This window comes from Methylosinus sp. Sm6, from assembly GCF_019802345.1.
Classification (GTDB): domain Bacteria; phylum Pseudomonadota; class Alphaproteobacteria; order Rhizobiales; family Beijerinckiaceae; genus Methylosinus.
In genome coordinates, this window is the sequence record NZ_JAINDZ010000020.1 from 1 (window position 1) to 14,670 (window position 14,670).

At 66.9% G+C, this 14,670-nt stretch carries 12 protein-coding genes; 10 read left to right on the forward strand and 2 right to left on the reverse strand.

Annotated elements, in window-relative coordinates; genetic code table 11:
* Window positions 1-226: 226 nt before the first annotated feature.
* Window positions 227-1,243 carry an aminotransferase class III-fold pyridoxal phosphate-dependent enzyme gene (locus tag K3F48_RS14080; protein WP_255609022.1) on the reverse strand — a complete coding sequence of 339 codons (1,017 nt, stop codon included), beginning with the start codon at window positions 1,241-1,243 and terminating at the stop codon, window positions 227-229.
* Between the two features lie 495 nt (window positions 1,244-1,738).
* Between K3F48_RS14080 and mutL the strand changes: the two genes are divergently transcribed.
* Window positions 1,739-3,553, forward strand: a complete 1,815-nt coding sequence (mutL, locus tag K3F48_RS14085) for a DNA mismatch repair endonuclease MutL (protein ID WP_222576075.1) — start codon at window positions 1,739-1,741, stop codon at window positions 3,551-3,553.
* Between the two features lie 155 nt (window positions 3,554-3,708).
* On the forward strand, window positions 3,709-4,767 hold the full coding sequence (locus K3F48_RS14090) for a hypothetical protein (RefSeq protein WP_222576076.1): 1,059 nt from the start codon (window positions 3,709-3,711) through the stop codon (window positions 4,765-4,767).
* Window positions 4,768-4,842: 75 nt separating this feature from the next.
* On the opposite strand, the gene K3F48_RS14095 is transcribed toward K3F48_RS14090, so the two are convergent.
* Window positions 4,843-5,181, reverse strand: coding sequence for a YidB family protein (locus K3F48_RS14095; protein ID WP_222576077.1), 339 nt, complete (start codon window positions 5,179-5,181; stop codon window positions 4,843-4,845).
* 203 nt (window positions 5,182-5,384) lie between these two features.
* On the opposite strand from K3F48_RS14095, the gene K3F48_RS14100 reads away from it, so the two are divergent.
* The 8 genes from K3F48_RS14100 to nirB all read left to right on the forward strand — a co-directional run bounded on the left by K3F48_RS14100 (window position 5,385) and on the right by nirB (window position 14,668).
* Window positions 5,385-6,131, forward strand: coding sequence for a YebC/PmpR family DNA-binding transcriptional regulator (locus tag K3F48_RS14100; RefSeq protein WP_222576078.1), 747 nt, complete (start codon window positions 5,385-5,387; stop codon window positions 6,129-6,131).
* An 81-nt stretch (window positions 6,132-6,212) separates the two neighbouring features.
* On the forward strand, window positions 6,213-7,184 hold the full coding sequence (locus tag K3F48_RS14105; RefSeq protein ID WP_222576079.1) for a quinone oxidoreductase: 972 nt from the start codon (window positions 6,213-6,215) through the stop codon (window positions 7,182-7,184).
* A 551-nt stretch (window positions 7,185-7,735) separates the two neighbouring features.
* Complete coding sequence (rsfS, locus tag K3F48_RS14110) at window positions 7,736-8,089, forward strand: ribosome silencing factor (RefSeq protein WP_222576128.1); 354 nt, start codon at window positions 7,736-7,738, stop codon at window positions 8,087-8,089.
* Between the two features lie 62 nt (window positions 8,090-8,151).
* A complete protein-coding gene (gene rlmH / locus K3F48_RS14115) occupies window positions 8,152-8,631 on the forward strand; it encodes a 23S rRNA (pseudouridine(1915)-N(3))-methyltransferase RlmH (protein WP_222576080.1) in 480 nt (159 codons plus the stop codon).
* 355 nt (window positions 8,632-8,986) lie between these two features.
* The gene (locus K3F48_RS14120; protein ID WP_222576081.1) at window positions 8,987-10,090 is read left to right on the forward strand and encodes an alpha-amylase; all 1,104 of its coding nucleotides are present in this window, start codon (window positions 8,987-8,989) and stop codon (window positions 10,088-10,090) included.
* 59 nt (window positions 10,091-10,149) lie between these two features.
* Window positions 10,150-10,722, forward strand: coding sequence for an ANTAR domain-containing protein (locus K3F48_RS14125; RefSeq protein ID WP_222576082.1), 573 nt, complete (start codon window positions 10,150-10,152; stop codon window positions 10,720-10,722).
* Entirely contained in the window at window positions 10,719-11,867 is a 1,149-nt protein-coding gene (locus K3F48_RS14130; RefSeq protein WP_222576083.1) for a CmpA/NrtA family ABC transporter substrate-binding protein, read from the forward strand. Before K3F48_RS14125 ends, K3F48_RS14130 begins: the two co-directional genes overlap by 4 nt.
* Before the next feature lie 323 nt (window positions 11,868-12,190).
* Entirely contained in the window at window positions 12,191-14,668 is a 2,478-nt protein-coding gene (nirB, locus tag K3F48_RS14135) for a nitrite reductase large subunit NirB (protein WP_222576084.1), read from the forward strand.
* Window positions 14,669-14,670: the final 2 nt, after the last annotated feature.

Below are 14,670 nucleotides of genomic sequence, written 5' to 3' on the forward strand. Positions count from 1 at the left end.
AAAACCCTCACCGACGAGCGCCTCGCGACCGCCCCGCGCTTCTCCGATCCCTGGAAAACCCCGACAGCCGCGAAATAAGGAGCAGGGCGGCCGAGACAGCAAGGCCCCGCTCGAGCTGAGCCACATCGATGATGTCGCTCCGGCGGAACAACAGAGGGCGGCATGATGGGCTCGCCGCGAGGGCCAGGCCGACCAGCGCGCATCGATAGGCGCGCTCGGCGCGCTCTCATTGCGTTTCCTGCGCGCATGCCGCATCGATGATGGACGCCGCCGCGTCGATTTCGCTTTCCTCGACCGTGAGCCGGGGAAACAGGCCGAGGAACGACCCCATGGCGCGGGTGAGGAGCCCACGTTCGGCCAGCATTGCGCGCATCGGCTCCGCCTCTCCGGCGCATGCGAGGCCCTGCATCAGGCCGATGCCGCCCAGCGCCGTGAATGCGCCGCGGCGCTTATAGAACAAGGCTGTGAGCTGGTCTTCGAGACGCCAACCTCGATTCTGCACGCGCTCCAGAAAGCCCGGAGCCGCCAGCGCATCCATGAGGGCGTGCCCGGTCACGAGCGCCGCCCGATCGACGGGGAGCGGGCGCTCCGGCGCCGCGCGCGCCAATTTTTGCGTGACGACCAGCGCGGCCAGCGGCGGCGCGTTTTTCTGCCGATGAACGGCGACCATCGCGTCCGGGGGCACGCCCGTCCATTCATGCGCCCATAGCATGCCCGTGCGACCGAAGCCGCAAGCGCTTTCGTCGAATGCGAGGACGAGTCCATATTCGTCCGCGGTCTCGCGCAGTCGGGCGAGCAGCTCTCGCGGGACAATCTCGAAACCGGCTTTCGTCCTCACCGGAGCGATCAGAATTCCAGCGGTAGTCTTGTCGATTTCGGCGGCCAATGCGCCCGGATCGTCGCTTTGGAGCGAAATGACGTCGCCATCGCCTTCCAAGCCAGGAGGCAAGCCTCCCGCTCCATGCGAAATTCCGGCGCAGACGATGAGCCGGCGCCGTTTTGGACGGCCGACGATCCGATGGCGCCGCCGCATCGTCTCGACCGCATAGCGCCAAGCCTCGGCCTCGGAATCGAATAAGAAAACGCGGTCGCCGAAAGAAACGGGCGCGATTTTGGCGCAGAGCGCGTCGGAGAGCTCGGCCGCCTCCTGCGCCGCTTCCGATTCACTCGGATCGGAAACTGTTTGGAGCGAATGCGGATCGATCGAAGGAGTCCGTTCTGGCGCGCGAAACGGCTCATCCATCAGCGGCGCCGATCCCGCGGAATTCTCAGGACAAACGAGCAGCGAACCTGAAAAGTCGATCGGACTCGCCGCCGCCGACCCGTCGCCGGCGGGCTCGATTTGGTCATTGGGCTCGCTGGCCGAATCTGATGATGCGCCTGACATGTTCTGCTGTTCGAGGGCGATACGGCGCGCTCGTGAAGCGTCGAGCGCGGCGCTTGGCGCCCTTTTGCGAGTTAAAAGCAAAAATCGAGCCATATGGGCGCGCGATTCGACGTCGGACGATTGCCGACGCCCGGGCATGTCTCGAGCAATCGCGCGAGGCGAAAAGCATGAGCTCCGTGTCGGCCCGGTGAGGCGAGCTTCCGCGCGCCTTCGCCGAATCGCGACTTTGGGCTAGAGCAGTTTCCGATCCCGAGTGGATCGAAAGCTGCTCCAGCTTTTTTTGATCTGGAGCGAATTCTGATCGATCGAACGATTTCGTTTGATCGGAAAGCGCTCTAGAAGTCCTCAATCATGCGCATCCGCCGCCTCGATCCCATTCTCGTCGACCGCATCGCCGCCGGCGAGGTGATCGAGCGGCCGGCCTCCGCGGTCAAGGAACTCGTCGAAAATGCGCTCGACGCCGGCGCGACGCGCATCGATGTAGCGATCGAGGCGGGAGGGCGGCGGCTCATCCGCATCGTCGACGACGGCTCCGGCATGAGCCTCGAGGATCTGGCGCTCGCCGTCGAGCGTCACGCCACTTCGAAAATCCCCGACGGGGACCTCACCGCCATCGCGACGCTCGGCTTTCGCGGCGAAGCGCTGCCCTCCATCGCCGCGGTCGCCGATCTTGCCATCGACACGCGCGCCCGCGGCGCCGAGGTCGGCGCGCATATTCGCGTCGAGGCCGGCGAGCGGCGGGCGCTGCGCGCCGGCGACTGGCCGAAGGGCACGCGGGTGGAGGCGCGCAATCTGTTCGCGGCGACGCCGGCCAGGCTCAAATTCCTGAAGTCCGAGCGCGCCGAGACGGCGGCGGTGGCCGATGTGGTGAAGCGCCTCTCCATCGCCCATCCGGCCGTGCGCTTCGGCTTTGCCGCCGATATCGGCCAGAGCTTCGATCATCCCGCCTGCGGCGAGACGCGGGAGGGGCTGGCGCGCCGCCTCGCCCAGGCGCTCGGAGAGGATTTCGCCGCCAATGCGATCGCCCTCGACGCCGAGCGCGCCGGCGTGCGGCTCACCGGGCGCGCCGGGCTGCCGACCTTTCATCGCGCCAATGCGCAGATGCAATTCGTCTATGTCAACGGCCGGCCGGTGCGCGACAAGCTGTTCGCCGGCGCCGTGCGCGCGGCCTATCTCGATTTTCTGTCGCATGACCGCCATCCGGCGCTGGCCCTGTTCATCGACTGCGATCCTCGCATCGTCGATGTGAATGTCCATCCGGCCAAGGCGGAGGTGCGTTTCGCCGATCCCGGCCTCGTGCGCGGCCTCGTCGTCGGCGCGCTGAAGGAGGCGCTGGCCTGCGCGCTGCATCGCAGCGCCGACACGCCGGCGCGCGAAGCCCTGTCCCTGCTCGCGCGCGGCGGCGGCGCGCCGCAATGGCGCGGCGCGGCGCGGCCGCTCGACTGGGACCCGCGCCGCTCGCCCGCTGCCCCCACCGGCTTCGCCGAGGCGGCGCAGGAGGGCTTCGATCAAGCCCGTTTCGATGTGGGGCCGCCTTCGGCCGACGCCGGTCCCGCCGCGGCGCCCGCCGCCGGCGCCGACGCCGCGGCGCCGCTCGGCGCGGCGCGGGCGCAAATCCACGAGACCTATATCGTCGCCCAGACGCGCGACGGCCTCGTGATCGTCGATCAGCACGCCGCCCATGAGCGGCTCGTCTATGAGCGGCTGAAGGCCGAGCGCGCGGCGGCCGGCGTCGCCCGCCAGCTGCTGCTGGTCCCGCGCGTCGTCGAGCTCGATGCGGCGCCGCTCGACGCTCTGCTCGCGGCCCTGCCCGAGCTCGGCGAGCTCGGCCTCGTGCTGGAGCCCTTCGGCCCTGGCGCCGTGCTGGCGCGCGAGGTTCCGGCCGCGCTCGGCGACGCCGACGTCGAGCGGCTGATCGCCGATGTCGCCGATCTCCTCGCCGAGGAGGGGGACGCGCGCGGGTTGACGCGGCGGCTCGACGCCGTGCTGGCGCGCGCCGCCTGCCATCATTCGGTGCGCGCCGGGCGGCGGCTCGGCGCGCAGGAGATGAACGCGCTGCTGCGCGAGATGGAGCGCACGCCGGGCGCCGGCCAATGCAATCACGGCCGCCCGACCTATGTGGAGCTCAAGCTCGCCGACATCGAAAAGCTGTTCGGGCGCGGCTGAAGCAGGACCGCACGTGTTTACCGCAACGCAAAGCGCGGGAGCCGAGCTTTGATTTCGCGAGGGCGCCGTGGCATTGTCCAGGCGAGGGCGCGCCCCCATTTGATCCCGACTGCGAAAAAAAGTTCTCGCCCGAGCTTCGTCCGAAGGAACGCCAAGTGATCGAACAGGCGATGTATTTCGCGCTCGGGTTGCTCGCGGCCGGGCTGTTCACGCTGATGCTGCTGCCCGCCTTCTGGCGGCGCGCGATGCGGCTGTCGCTGCGCCGGCTCGATCTGCTGACCCCGCTCTCGCTCGAGAAGATGGCGGCCGAGCGCGATCTGCTGCGCGCCGAATTCGCCGCGCGCTACCGCCGCCTCGAGCAGAAGATGGAAGGGGTCGAGGCCGGCAAGGCGGCGGATATGCTGGCGATCGGGCAGGGCGTCGCGCGCATCGCCGAGCTCGACCGCAGGCTCGCCGAGGCGACCGCGCGCGGCAATTCGTTCGAGAAGAAATATGAGGAGACCAGGGGCTTCCTCGAGGAGCGCACGGCGCTGCTGCGCTCGACCGAATCGGCTCTGAACGACATGACCGACCGCGTCGAGCAGCTCATCGGCAGCCTGCGCAATGTGGAGACCGACCGCGAGGAGCTCGGCCGGCTCACCCAATTGCACAGCACGCAGGTGGCGACGCATAAGTCGAGCATCGCCGGCCTGCATGTGCAGAACGCGGAAATGCGTCAGCGGCTCGACGCGCTGCAGGAGGAGCTGGCGCGGGCGCTCGCCGAGGCGCAGCGGCTCGGCGACGTCGATTGTGTGCTGGCGCAGACGACGCGCGAGCTCGACGTCGCCATCGTCGAAAAAACCGATCTGCAGCGCGATCTCAGCGAGACGGCCGCGCGGCTCGGCCTGCTGGAGCGCAGCTCCGCTGCGGAAATCGAGCGGCTGGAATCGGCGCTGCGCGTCGCCCGCGCCGAGGAGCGCGACCATGCCGACCGGCTGGAGGCCGCGCGCTCCGACAATGCGCTGCTGCAGGGGGCGGTGGACGTGCTGCGGCGCGAGCACGCGCATCTGCGCGAGGCCGTGACCGCCGGCCAGGACGCCGGAGAGGAGGGGCAGGGCGAGCGCGACGTGCTGGCCCTGCGCCAGGCGATCATCGACCTCGGCGCGAGAATGGCGGAAATGTCCGGCGCGCCGACGGCCAATTCCAACGAGGCCGCGCAATCGAAGCGCGCGTGACCGCTTGCGCCGTCGCTTGACGAGGACGTCCCCTTCTCTCGCTCGCGCCCGCATGCGGGAGAAGGAGCGCGCGCTTTACGACTTGTCGGCCGGCAGCTTGCCTTCGGGCGTCGCCTTGTCGATCGCCTTGGGCAGATATTCGGCGAGCTGCGCGGCGACCTTGTCCATCGGAACGCCGAATTTCGCTCCGAGCTCCTTCACGCGCTCCGAGCCGAGAGCCTGCTGCACCTGCTCGGCGGTGAGGGGCAGATTGGGCCCGGTCCCGATCCAGGACTTGACCTTCTCGCCATAGCCGCTCTTCTCGAAATCGGCGATGACATTCTGCAGCCCGCCGCGCTTCTCGACATAGCCGTTGATCAGAGTGGCGATCTCGACGCCGATCGCGCCGCCGATAATTCCGTCGAGCAGACCCATTGTGATCCTCCATCTCGTAGCGCCGCGGCCGGGATACGGCCGTGACACCGGCCTGACATAGGGCCGCCGCCGCCTCTGTCGACTTTCGCGGCGCGGCGCGACGCTGACGCCCGGCGGGATTTATTTCCGCACGGCGGCGGCGTATATGACGCAGCGAAGCCCCGTCGGGGGCTTCGAAGGCGGGACTCTCAAGGGCCGGGACGATGGCAGGGCATAGTCAGTTCAAGAATATCATGCACAAGAAGGGCAAGCAGGACGCGATCCGCTCCAAGCTCTTCTCCAAGCTGGCCCGCGAGATCACCGTCGCCGCCAAAATGGGCCTGCCCGATCCCAATATGAACGCGCGCCTGCGCGCCGCCGTGCTCGCCGCCCGCGCCGAGAACATGCCCAAGGACAATATCGAGCGCGCGATCAAGAAGGCCTCGGGCGCCGACGCCGAGAATTACGACGAGGTGCGCTATGAGGGCTACGCGCCGGGCGGCGTCGCCGTCATCATCGAGGCGCTGACCGACAATCGCAACCGCACCGCCGGCGAGATCAGATCCTATTTCACCAAGGCCGGCGGCTCGCTCGCCGAGACCGGCGCAGTCTCCTTCATGTTCGATCGCGTCGGCCTCGTCGAGTTTCCGCGCAAGGCGGCTTCCGAGGACGCGATGATGGAGGCGGCGATCGAGGCCGGCGCCGAGGACGTCTCGGCGAACGAGGACAGCCACGAGATCATCACCTCGATCGAGGGATTGCAGGACGTCGCCAAGGCGCTCGAGGCCAAGTTCGGCGAGCCGAAGAAGGCCGCGCTGGTGTGGCGGCCGCAGAACACCATTGCCGTCGACGACGAGGCGGGCGAGAAGATCGTCAAGCTGATCGGCACGCTCGAGGATAATGACGACGTGCAGAATGTCTACGCCAATTTCGAGGTCTCGGACGCTCTGCTCGCGCGCCTCTCCGGCTGACGCCTGCGCTTTCCGATCGAACGAAATCGTTCGATCGATCAGAATTCGCTCCAAATCAAAAAGGCCGGTTGGGAGACGATCATGGCGAAGGCTGTTCGCGTGCGGGAGCTCGGCGGGCCCGAGGCGCTGCGTCTCGAGGATGTCGAGCCGCCGCCGCCGGGGCCCGGCGAGGCGCAAATCGTGCAGCGCGCCATCGGCGTCAATTTCATCGACATCTATTATCGCGCCGGCGCCTATCCGACGGCCTTGCCCTTCACGCCGGGCCATGAGGGCGCGGGCGATGTGATCGCGCTCGGCGAAGGGGTCGTGGATTTCGAGATCGGCGATCGTGTCGCCTATGTGGGCCCGCTCGGCGGCTATGCCGAAATCCGCAATGTTCCCGCCGCCTCGCTGGTCAAGCTGCCGAAGTCGTTTTCCTATGAGACCGGCGCGACGATGATGCTGAAGGGCCTCACCGCGCAATATCTGCTGCGGCGGACGCATAGGGTGAAGAAGGGCGACCGGCTGCTGGTGCATGCCGGCGCCGGCGGCATGGGCCAGCTGCTGTGCCGATGGGGCAGGGCGCTCGGCGCCCATGTGATCGCCACCGTCGGCGATGAGGACAAGGCGCAGATCGCCCGCGCCGCCGGCGCCGAGCACGCGATCCTGTATCGCAGCGAGGATTTCGTCGCGGCGGTGCGCGAGCTCACCAAGGGCAAGCTCTGCGACGTCATCTATGATGGCGTCGGCCGCGCCACTTTTCCGGCTTCCCTCGACTGCCTGCGGCCCTTCGGCCTGTTTGTCAGCTATGGCTCGGCTTCGGGGAAGATCGACGCCTTCGATCTCGCCCTCCTGTCGCAGAAGGGCTCGCTGTTCGCGACGCGGCCGTCGCTGTTCACCCATATCGCCCGCCGCGCCGATCTCGAGGAGATGACCAAGGACGTGGTGCGGGCGGTGAAAAAGGGCGATCTCGTCTTCGAGCGCCCGACGCTCTATCGGCTGGCCGACGCCGCGCGCGCCCATGCCGATCTCGAGGCGCGGCGCACGACCGGCGCGCTGGTCCTCATTCCGTGACCGAAAAAGGCTCGCTCCGCCCCCCTGACGCAAAAACCTCGCGACCGTGATATTTCTGTCACAGTGACGCGGCGGGACGCCGGCCGCCGCGCCGATGGAATCTAGCGCGTTGAATTGGCGGCGGCTGCCGATTCCGTCAGGCTCGCGGCGGAGCGTGGCCGCCGCCGCATGGGCTGCGTCGGCGCCTGCGCGCTGGACAAATGCGACCAAATATGCCGCGCGCCGCCGGGAGGAATCGGCTAGGTTTCATAGTTGTCCCGGCTTCGAGGTTCCTCCCACCTCACGATGGGCCCGGACCGCCTTCCAAAACCCGGCGATGAGCCGGGTTTTTTTTCGCATTGCGTCAGAACTCTTTACGCTCGAACGGAATTGTTCGAGCGATCAGAGCATAGACGTGAGCTTGACTGTTCATATATCTGGTTGCAATCGCGCTGAAATCGGCTCATCTTGTGTGTGCGGCGCCAGCGCCGTGAAAACATGAGGGTCGCAAGCTGACGACAAGTGTTCTCGAAGGGACGGCTCGCGCGCCGTCCCGGCCGGCCGCCGGGCCGATCGGCCCGCTCGCCGGCTCCATCGCGCCGAATATCCTGTCGAGCCTGGAAGACGCCAAGGCCGAGGATGTCATTTCCATCGATCTGCGCGGAAAGACGACCATCGCCGATGACATGATCATCGCGAGCGGCCGCTCGACCGTGCATGTCGGCGCCATCGCCGACAAGGTGCTCAAAGCCTGCAAGGAGGCCGGACTCGTCGCGCCGCGCGTCGAGGGGCTGCCACAGTGCGATTGGGTGCTGATCGACGCGGGCGACGTCATCGTCCACGTCTTCCGTCCGGAAGTGCGCCAGTTCTACAATCTCGAGAAGATGTGGGGCGGGGCGCGCCCGACGGAGCTGCGCGTGGTCTGACGCGCAGCGCGCGGCTCGAAGAGCAAGGGCGTCATTCGCGCCGCGAGTGACCACGAGGGCCGATGCGTCTCGGATTGCTGTGTGTCGGGCGGCTGAAAGCCGGCCCGGAGCGTGAGTTGTTTGCGCGCTATGCGGCGCGCGTCGCCGCCATGCGCAATCTCGGCTTCGCCGGGCTCGATCTGCAGGAAATCGATGAGAGCAGAGCGCGCAGCCCCGCCGAGCGCATGGCGCAGGAGGGCGCGGGACTGCTCGCCGCTCTGCCGGCGGCGGCGGGGCTCATCGTGTTCGACGAGCGCGGCCGCGCCGCGTCCAGCGCCGATTTCGCCCGGCTGCTGGAAAGCGAGCGCGACAGGGGCGTCAAGGCGCTCGCCTTCGCCATCGGCGGCGCCGAAGGCCTGGCGCCCACCGTGCGGGAGCGGGCGCAGGCGATATTCTCGTTCGGCGCGATGACATTGCCGCATCAGCTCGTGCGCATTCTCGCCGCCGAGCAGATCTATCGCGCGATGACGATCCTCTCCGGCCATCCCTATCATCGCGGTTGATCGAAGCGCGTTCCGCTCGAACGGACTCGTTCGAACGATCGGAATTCGCTCCAAACAAAAAGCCGAGCAGTCCGCATTTTTCCTGGGCGCCGGGCGCCCAAGCTTTCGCCTGCGCGCGCCGCGCGCCGCCGCGGGATTGCGACAACTCTCTATTTCGAGGGCAATGCGCTCGGCCTGCGCTATTGGCGCGATCCTTGCCACTGATCCGCCCGAAAGGCGCGTCTCGCGCCGCCGGTCCAACGAAGGGCCACTTCGCATCGCCGCTGCTCTGGATGACGCATTCCGCGTCACTCCGGACAGCGGCTTTTTGTTTTTCCGAGCCCTTTGCGGGCTCCGATCGCGAGCGTCGAACGACATGAACAAGCCGAGGACCCGAAGCCGCCCGATTCCCTTTCTGTCGCTGTGCGCCGCCTCGGCGCTCTCCGTCGGCGCCGCCTGTGCGGCCGACGCGCCGGCCGTGAGTCTCGAGCCCGCGCCGTCCCCGCCGCCCCCGGCGCCGCTCGGCGTCTTCGGGGCGGACATGCCGCCCGAGGGCAAGCTCGTTCTGTCCATCATTCCGCAATTCGCCAACGCCTCGACCTTGCTCAAAGGCACGCGCGCCATGTCGCCCGCGGAGGTGGTGACGACGACGCCCTGGCATTTGGATCCGACGAAGACGCTGCGCGGCGTGCCGCAGAATGCGTTCGTCGCCACGCAGACGGTCGCGCTCGCTTACGGCGTCGCCAAGGATCTCGCTCTGGTGGTGACGATCGGAATGGCCGAGAAAAATCTCGACTTCCTGACCTTCAAAGGACCGAGCGGCGCCACGCCCCTCGGCGTCAGCCATACCGGAACCGACAGCCTCACCGACGCGACGGCCGCGGCGGTCTACCGCATTTACGCGGACCCGGTGCATCGGGTGCAGATCAATCTCGGAATGTCCTTTCCGACCGGGAGCAATCACAACAGCTTCACTCTGCTGCAGGCCGACGGGACCTATCTGACGAGCCGGGCCTTCTATGCGATGCAGATCGGGTCGGGCACATTCGACATCATGCCCGGCGCCGTCTATGCCGGCCATATCGACAAATGGTCCTGGGGCCTCTCCTATCGCGGCCGCCTGCCCCTCGCCGCCAATCCGCAAAACTATCTCTACGGAGATCTGCATAGTTTCGACGCCTGGGGCGGCTACACATGGATCCCCGGCCTCACCACCACGCTGCGCGTGAACGCCTCGCTGCAAGGACCGATTCGCGGTCAGGATGCGCTGATCGCCGGAAAGGCGCCGGCCGCAAATCCCCAATTCTACGGCGGCCAGCGGGTCGAGATTTTCGGCGGCGCGACCATCAGCGGAAAGTTCATCGGGCTCGACAATGTGAGCGTCGCGATCGAGGGCGGGCCGACCGTCTATCAAAATCTCAACGGTCCGCAATTGTCGAAGAACTGGCAGGCTGGCATGGCGCTGCGCTTCAAGATATAGCGCTTATGGCCGCGCGCGCCCGAGCGTGAGCGCCGCCGCAACATCGGACGCCGAGTGCAGTGAAGATCGTCATCGTCGACGAAAATCCGGTCCGCGCGGTCATTCTCTACGAAGGACTGCGTGAGGCCGGCTTCACCGATGTCGAGCGCATCGGCGAGACGCGCAGTCTCCTCAAGCGCATCTATGCGCTCGACCCGGACGTCATTCTCATCGATCTCGAAAATCCGTCGCGCGACACGCTGGAGCAGATGTTCCAGGTGAGCAGAGCCGTGCGCCGGCCGATCGCCATGTTCGTCGATCAGAGCGACACGGCCTCGATCGAAGCTTCGGTCGAGGCCGGCGTCTCCGCTTACATCGTCGACGGATTGAAGAAGGAGCGCGTGAAGCCGATCCTCGAGCTCTGCGTCTCGCGCTTTCGCGCCTTCAGCAAGCTGCGCGATGAATTGGAGCGCGCCAAAACCGACCTCGACGAGCGCAAGGCGATCGAGCGCGCCAAGGGCATTTTGATGAAGGCCAAGAAGCTGACGGAAGACGAGGCCTACAAAATGATGCGCAGCGGGGCGATGCGCGAGAACAAGAAGATCGTCGACATCGCGCGCGCGATCATCACCGCGGCGGAGATGTTCAAATGACCGATGCGACGCGCTTGCGAATCGGCTTCATCCCGCTCGTCGACGCGGCTGCGCTGCTCGTCGCCGTCGAGAAGGGCTTCGCCGCGGCGGAGGGGCTCGATGTGGAGCTCGTCCGCGAAGTATCCTGGGCGAATATCCGCGACAAGCTCGCCATCGGCCTGTTCGACGCCGCCCATCTTCTCTCGCCCATGGCGCTCGCGTCGAGCCTCGGCCTCGGCCATGTGCGCGCCCCGCTCGTCGCGCCGCTCATCATGGCGACGAACGGCAATGCGATCACCGTCTCGCCCGCGCTGCACGCCGAGCTCGCGGCAGGCGGCGCGATCGGCGATCCGGCCGCGAGCGCCCGCGCTTTCGCCGCGGTGGTCGAACAGCGCAAGCGAGACGGGCGCGAGCCTTTGACCTTCGGCATGACCTTCCCGTTCTCGATGCACAATTATCAATTGCGCTATTGGCTGGCGGAAGGCGGACTCGATCCGGACGAGGACGTGCGCCTCGTCGTGCTGCCGCCTCCCTATATGGTCGAGAATCTGGCGCGCGGTCAGCTCGACGGCTTCTGTGTCGGCGCGCCTTGGAGCTCGGTGGCCGTCGAAGCCGGCGTCGGCGTCATCCTGCATTTCGGCTGCGATATTTTTCGGCGCGCGCCGGAGAAGGTCCTGGCCTTGCGCGAGAGCGCGGTGGAGAAGACCCCAGATGTCGCTGCGGCGCTGATCCGCGCGGTCGTCAAGGGCGCCGCGCATCTCGAAGACGCCGACGGCCGCGACGAAGCCGCGCGGATCATGGCGCGACCGGAATTCGTCGGCGTCGACGCCGCGATGATCCGGCGCGTGCTCGACGGCCGCTTGCGCGTCGATGCGCTTACGGAGCGCTTGGCTGAAAATTATCTCGTCGTCGGCGGGCGCGACGCCATGCGTCCGCAGCCGTGGCAGGCCGAATGGATCTATGCGCAAATGCTGCGTTGGCGACAGGCGCGCCACTCGCCGAGCCTCGCCAGCGAGGCGAAGCATGTGTGGCGTCCCGATCTCTACGACGTCGCCGTCGGCGGCGCCGCCGCGCCGGGCGATATCGGCGCCTTCGCCGGCGCGCCGCTCGATAGCCGCGACATTGCGGCTTATCTCGCCAGCTTCGCGATCGGCCAGCGCATCTGACGCGCTCATTCATTGCGCGAATGCGCCCAAGCGCTGGGCAATGGCGCCATGAAGATCGGCGCCGAAGCAATGCCGCCTCTGCTGAAAAAGCGTCAGATCGCTGCGCCGACAACAGAATGCGTTCGCGGCGCGATCTGGCCCGAAAGCTGCAACGATAGGCGCGGTCAACGACGACCGCCGGTTCGCCGGTACGAGCCCATAGCCGGGCTCTGTCACAGAAGCGCCGCCGCTCGAGGCGCGCTTCGGTCGTGTTGACGTCCCAATTCCCAAAGACGTGATGCGACCTGTGACGGAGCCGACAGGCTGTTCAACAGAGTCGGATCATGGCTGCATTGGAAAAACCGGACGCTCGCCAAAAGCTCGTCGTTATCGGCAATGGCATGGCCGCGGGGCGCGTGCTGGAGGAATTGCTCGAGCGCGACGCCAAGCGATTTCAGATCGTGACCTTCGGCGCCGAGCCGCGCGTCAATTACAATCGCATCCTGCTCTCGTCGGTGCTCGCCGGCGAGAAGGATTATGACGAGATCATCATTCATGATGAGGAATGGTATCGCCGCAATGGCGTGACTCTCCACAAGGGCGAGACGGCGGCGGCGATCGATCGCGCCGCCAAGACCGTCACCACCGCTTCCGGCATTTGTGAACGCTACGACAAGCTGCTGATCGCGACCGGCTCGACGCCGATCATGCTTCCAATTGCCGGCGCGCGTCTGCCGGGCGTCGTCGCCTTCCGTGATCTCGACGATGTCGACGTCATGCTGCGACAATCGGCGAAGGGTGGGCGCGCCGTGGTGATCGGCGGCGGCCTGCTCGGATTGGAGGCCGCGGCGGGCCTGCAATCCAGAGGGCTCGAGGTCACGGTCGTGCATCTCATGCAGACGCTGATGGAGCGTCAGCTCGATCCTTCCGCCGGCTATCTCCTGCAGAAGGCGATCGAGAAGCGCGGCATCGAGGTGCTGACCGGCGCGACGACGCAGGCGATTCTCGGCGACACGAAGGTCGAAGGGATCGCGCTCTCGGACGAGCGTGTCATTGCCTGCGACATGGTGGTGATGGCGGTCGGCATCAGGCCGAATGCGCGACTCGCCGCAGCGGCCGGCGTCGCCGTCGAGCGCGGCGTCACCGTCGACGACGCCATGTCGACCAGCGATCCCGATATTTTCGCCGTCGGCGAATGCGTCGAGCATCGCGGAACATGCTACGGCCTCGTCGCGCCTCTGTTCGAAATGGCGAAGGTCGTCGCCGCGCGCCTTTGCGGAGACGAGACGGCCGCCTATCGCGGCTCCGTCACGTCCACGCGGCTGAAGGTCTCGGGCGTCGACCTCTTCTCGGCGGGCGATTTCTCGCAGGGCGAGGACGATGACGAGATCGTGCTGCGCGATCCGGCGCGCGGCGTCTACAAGCGCATCGTGCTGCGCGACAATCGCGTCAAGGGCGCGGTGCTCTATGGCGACACCGAGGACGGCGCCTTGTTGTTCGATCTTTTGCGGAAGGAGACGGATGTCGCGGCGATGCGCGACACGCTGATCTTCGGCGAAGCCTATCGAGGAGGCGCCCAAGCGGACCCTATGGCGGCCGTTGCAGCCTTGCCGGATGATGCGGAAATCTGCGGCTGCAACGGCGTATGCAAGGGAACCATCGTCGCGGCGATCGCGCGCGGCCTCGCCTCGCTCGAGGAGGTGAGGGGCGAGACCAAGGCCTCCGCCTCCTGCGGACAATGCACGTCGAAGGTCGAGGCGCTGATCGCTGCGACGCTCGGCGACGATTACCGCGTCTCCGCGCGCAAGCCCATGTGCAAGTGCACCGATCTCACCCATGAGGAGGTGCGCGGCTTCGTCGTCGCCAAAGAGCTGAAGTCCATGCCGGCGGTGATGCAGGAGCTCGGCTGGAAGAGTTCCTGCGGCTGTCCCTCCTGCCGGCCGGCGCTCAATTATTATCTGCTCTGCGCATTTCCAAGCGACTATCGCGACGACGCACAGTCGCGCTTCGTCAATGAGCGCGTGCACGCCAATATTCAGAAGGACGGAACCTTCTCGGTCGTGCCGCGCATGTGGGGCGGGCTCACGACGCCTGCCGAGCTGCGCGCCATCGCCGATGTCGCCGAGCGCTTCGCTATTCCGACCGTGAAGGTCACGGGCGGCCAGCGCATCGATCTGCTCGGCGTGAAGAAGGAGGATCTTCCCGCCGTCTGGGCGCAGCTCAACGCCGCCGGCCTCGTCTCGGGACACGCCTACGCCAAAGGCCTGCGCACGGTGAAGACCTGCGTCGGCAAGGAATGGTGCCGCTTCGGCACGCAGGATTCGACGGCGCTCGGCGTGAAGCTCGAGCGGCTATTGTGCGGCTCGTGGACGCCCGCGAAAATGAAGCTCGCGGTCTCCGGCTGCCCGCGCAATTGCGCGGAAGCGACGGTGAAGGACATCGGCGTCGTCTGCGTCGAGTCGGGCTATGACATTCACATCGCCGGCGCCGCGGGATTGCATGTGCGCGCCACCGATCTGCTCGGACACGTCGACACGGAGGAGGAGGCGCTCGAACATGTCGCCGCGGTGATGCAACTCTATCGCGAGGAGGCCGCCTATCTCGATCGCCTCTATAAATGGGTGGAGAAGACCGGGCTCGAGCGCGTGCGTCTTGTGATCATGGAGGATCATGCGGCGCGAAAGGCGCTCTATGAGCGCTTTCTCGTCTCGCAGCGCGCCGTGCGCAAGGACCCCTGGGCCGAGCGCGTCGCGGGGCTCGAGGCCAAGGAATTCGCGCCGATCGCAATTCTATCGCCCATCGCGCGCATGGCCGCGGAGTGAGG